Origin of the sequence: Butyrivibrio sp. MC2013 (assembly GCF_000424585.1) — a bacterium.
GTDB lineage: Bacteria > Bacillota > Clostridia > Lachnospirales > Lachnospiraceae > Butyrivibrio.
This window is the reverse complement of record NZ_AUKE01000044.1, coordinates 1-3,375: the sequence shown is the minus strand read 5'-3', so window position 1 is coordinate 3,375 and position 3,375 is coordinate 1. Positions and strand designations below refer to the sequence as shown.

The 3,375-nt window shown below is 44.0% G+C and carries 4 protein-coding genes; all 4 read left to right on the top strand.

Features of this window, described 5'->3' with window-relative positions:
• Positions 1-196: 196 nt before the first annotated feature.
• Genes G636_RS20670 through G636_RS0114325 form a run of 4 tightly spaced genes read left to right on the top strand, consistent with a single transcriptional unit; the run spans position 197 to position 3,316 of the window.
• Positions 197-724 carry a DUF6431 domain-containing protein gene (locus G636_RS20670; RefSeq protein WP_242826985.1) on the top strand — a complete coding sequence of 176 codons (528 nt, stop codon included), beginning with the start codon at positions 197-199 and terminating at the stop codon, positions 722-724.
• A 51-nt stretch (positions 725-775) separates the two neighbouring features.
• Positions 776-2,170 (top strand): DDE-type integrase/transposase/recombinase, encoded by a 1,395-nt coding sequence (locus G636_RS0114335; protein ID WP_026508603.1) that lies wholly within the window; start codon positions 776-778, stop codon positions 2,168-2,170.
• Between the two features lie 4 nt (positions 2,171-2,174).
• The gene (locus tag G636_RS0114330) at positions 2,175-2,990 is read left to right on the top strand and encodes an ExeA family protein (RefSeq protein WP_026508602.1); all 816 of its coding nucleotides are present in this window, start codon (positions 2,175-2,177) and stop codon (positions 2,988-2,990) included.
• The gene (locus G636_RS0114325) at positions 2,987-3,316 is read left to right on the top strand and encodes a DUF6618 family protein (RefSeq protein ID WP_026508601.1); all 330 of its coding nucleotides are present in this window, start codon (positions 2,987-2,989) and stop codon (positions 3,314-3,316) included. The genes G636_RS0114330 and G636_RS0114325 overlap by 4 nt, the downstream gene beginning before the upstream one ends.
• The last annotated feature ends 59 nt before the right edge of the window (positions 3,317-3,375 follow it).

The following is a 3,375-nucleotide window of genomic DNA, read 5'->3' as shown; positions in this document are numbered from 1 at the left end:
TGTTAGCACCCTCTCTGAATGACTTTTAGTTGATACCTTTGATTGTCGCTGGATTGATTGATATACTGTCAATCAGTCTGTAGAAAGGAAGATTCCGAAAGGAGGTCCCCTAGCAAGCGACAATCCCTTCGGAATCCATGGTTTAAAACCATGGTAAGCGTATCAAAATATACAAAAACTTTCAATGAGAAATTGGGTGTTTTTTATTGAAAGTGAAGAAGAATGTATCTGTCCGGAATGTAAGAGTGGTCTGAAATACAGGGATAAGGTCCTAAGAATCCAGCGTTATCGTGATTCTGAACCTAAGTGGTTCGCAATAAACAGGTTGAAGTGTACCAATGAGAGCTGTGGCAGGATTCACAGGCAGCTACCTGATGAAATGGTGAAGTTCAAGCATTACTCTGCTGAAGATATCGAAGATGTGATAGATGAAGTTATAGATGAAAATGATGTTCAGGTGAATCCTTGTGAAGAAACCATAAAGCATTGGAGATGGTGGTTTCAGTTCAATAAGAATCAGATGGAGAGACAGTTACATTCGGTGGTATACCGCTTCCTTGATCAGGGATTCGGACTCCTTGATCCAAAGGATTCTTTACTTGAAGAGCTCCGAAAAAGGATAAGCCCTGGATGGCTGGGGATGTGTTACAGGATCATAAATAACTCCGGAGGGGTCATACGAACGACTCCGGACGATCAGGTTCATGCACCTACTTCTGTTTAACTGTCAAAAAGCATGGCTGTATAGTGCCTTATATAAGGAGGTATACAGTCTATGGCAAGTAAAGAAGTAAGAAACTGGCAGGATCAGGAAGCATTGAAGAGGCTGGAGATGATCACGCCTCTGATGGATCCAGACATGGATGATGCAAAGCGCTGTCAGATGCGAGAGGAAATCGCGGAGAAGAATAACATAACAACAAGGAGCCTGTACCGGTATGAGAAGTATTACAGGGAGAATTCATTTGATGGTCTGAGACCTATGAACAGACAGATGCGACGGTCTGCAAAGCTTCCTGGCAACTATGATGAGATCGTTGCCCAGGCAATACAGCTTAAGCGGGAGGTTCCAAGACGTAGTGTCCGCCAGATCATAAAGATCCTTGAGATTGAAGGATGGGCACCGCCTGGAATACTAAAAGCATCAACCCTGCAGAGATATCTGTACAAAGCAGGACTTGGCAATAAACAGATGCGGAAGTTTACAGAAAGCAGGGAGACAAGCAGCAGAAGATTCTGCAGACCGCATCGGATGGAACTTCTGCAGGGAGATATTAAGTACGGACCTCAGATCAGGGATAAGGATGGAAAGCTGATAAAGACCTACCTTTCCAGTCTTATCGATGACCACTCAAGATACATACTCCAGTCTGAGTTCTATGATAATCAGAGGGCTGAGATTGTTGAAGATACATTCCATAAGGCGATACTGAAGCATGGAGCTTTTGATACCGGATATCTGGATAATGGAACCCAGTATATATCCGAGCAGCTACAGAAAAGCTGCGGAAAGCTTGGGATAAGGCTGCTTCATGCGAAGCCAAGGAACTGTGAGGCAAAGGGAAAAATCGAGAAGTTCCATCAAAAGGTAGACAGCTTTATAGCAGAGATACGTGTAGCTCATGTCCACAGTGTAGAGGAGCTTAATGAGCGATGGAAATATTACTTGGAGGAAGAATACCAGAAAGAAGGTCATGATGGTATCAGGGAATACTATGAGGCCATGGATGTGAAAGTACCCTCAGGTGGGATATCACCTGAACAGGAATGGAACAGGGACACAAGAAAACTTACATTTATTGATGTCGGGACGGTATCAGAAGCGTTCATGCATCATGAGATGAGACAGATAGATAAGACAGGATGTTTTTCCTTTGGAGGACGCCTTTATGAAGCAAGCACTGCGTTGGCAGGTGCAGAAGTTGAAATAATATATGATCCTCTTCATACAGCTGAGATTGAAGTCCGCTATCAGGGGATTGCTCCAATAAAGGCAAAACCTGTCAGAATAGGAGCATTTGCTGATAAGAAGCCTGTCGTGCCTGTAGGCATGACAGATCAGATACCGAAGTCATCAAGACTTCTGGATGCGCTGGAAAAGAAGTATAAGGAAAACCATAGGCTATTTGCAGATGCCATCTCCTTTGCCGGATACGGAAAGGAGGGCTGAAACCATGTATGAATCTTTTTATGGGATGAGCAATACGCCGTTTTCCAAAGATATACCTGCAGACAGACTGTTTGAATCAAAACAGGTGCAGGATGCGCTGGGAAGGATGAAGTATGCTGCAGACAGAAAGCAGTTCGCGGTAGTTACAGGAGATCCCGGATGTGGTAAGTCCACACTGATAAGGCTTTTTGATTCTACTCTTCCCAGAGATAGATATACACTGCTTTATGTATCTGATTCACAGCTCACGCCAAGATGGCTGTACAGCGGCCTTCTTGGACAGCTTGGGATAAAGGCGCACTTCTATAGGGGAGATGCCAAAAGACAACTACAGAAGGCAATGGAATCCCTTCGGGAAGAGCAGAAAAAAGATGTGGTCTGTGTTCTTGATGAAGCACACCTTCTGGAAAGGGAAACACTTGAAGAGTTCAGATTCCTTCTAAACAGCGAGTTTGATTCAGCAAGTCCGCTGTCACTTGTTCTTGTTGGACAGACAGAGCTCTGGGATAAGTTGAGGCTTCAGAGATATACAGCCATAACCCAGCGAATAGACATGAATATCGTCCTTAAACCTATGGACCTGAGCGAAACTGGTCTCTATATAAGATCACATCTTGCCTATGCATCGGGAGACGGTGAGATATTTACTCCGGGAGCGGAGGAAGAAATCTACAAGGTATCGTCAGGAATACCAAGGATGATAAACAGGATCTGTGAGAAGAGCCTCATGTATTCTGCACAGCAGAAGAAAAAGCTTATAGATGAGCATGTGGTACGCTATGTTGCAGAGCATGAGATGGTGGGAGGTGGTATTTCATGATAGCCTTCACCTATAACGACAGTAATAACAGAGAGTGTTCTGGAAAGATCTGTATACATACGGACTATGATCCAATAGAGATGGACATAGAAGCTAGTGGCTGGACATTTCATACAATAGTTGGCGAGCATAGAGATGGAAACTATATATGTATACCGAACTGGAATATCGGGAGTGAACTGGCAGGACTAAGAGATGTGTTTTGGAATGAGGAGCGGCTCAAAAAGTATACGAACCTGAACCAGGATAATGCAAAAGCAATAGCAAGAGCCATTGCAGAGGCAGACAGATGGATTGAGAAATATCATAAAGAGGAGTGCGGCTGATGCCGCACAAACCTCTCCAAACTTATGACAGAAAAATGAAAAGGTTTGTGACAGCGAGT

What these genes read in the sequence shown, in the direction of transcription:
- G636_RS0114335 (WP_026508603.1), top strand. Translation starts at nt 776, where the DNA reads ATGGCAAGTAAAGAAGTAAGAAACTGGCAGGATCAGGAAGCATTGAAG.
- G636_RS0114330 (WP_026508602.1), top strand. Translation starts at nt 2,175, where the DNA reads ATGTATGAATCTTTTTATGGGATGAGCAATACGCCGTTTTCCAAAGAT.
- G636_RS0114325 (WP_026508601.1), top strand. Translation starts at nt 2,987, where the DNA reads ATGATAGCCTTCACCTATAACGACAGTAATAACAGAGAGTGTTCTGGA.